Origin of the sequence: Thermorhabdus hydrogeniformans (assembly GCF_049310025.1) — a bacterium.
GTDB lineage: Bacteria > Bacillota > Thermosediminibacteria > Thermosediminibacterales > Tepidanaerobacteraceae > JBJYKD01.
Genome location: NZ_JBJYKD010000159.1, coordinates 1 through 268 on the forward strand (window position 1 = coordinate 1; position 268 = coordinate 268).

The 268-nt window shown below is 50.7% G+C and carries 1 protein-coding gene; it reads right to left on the reverse strand.

Going from position 1 to position 268, the window contains the following annotated elements:
* Positions 1-268, reverse strand: a 268-nt coding sequence (locus tag ACKX14_RS15920) for an ABC transporter permease (protein WP_422449375.1), incomplete at both ends; no start/stop codon positions are given.

Here is a 268-nt window from a genome sequence, read left to right on the forward strand (position 1 = left end):
GCCGCATAGTCAATGGTCTTTACATCGCGCTGCACAGCCTTCAGTTCTTTTATGCCCATGCTGGGCCTGCGCAGGAATTCCCACCATTTGTATTCACCGCCTTCATCCATCCAGGGCCACCGGCCTATATACAGTACATCGCTGCCCAGCCCGGAAATTTCCTTGCGGATATTATTCTTCATGCTGTCCAGCACTGTGAATACGGCTATGATACAAAAAATACCAATGGTAACGCCCAAGAGCGACAGGAAGGTGCGCAGCTTATTGG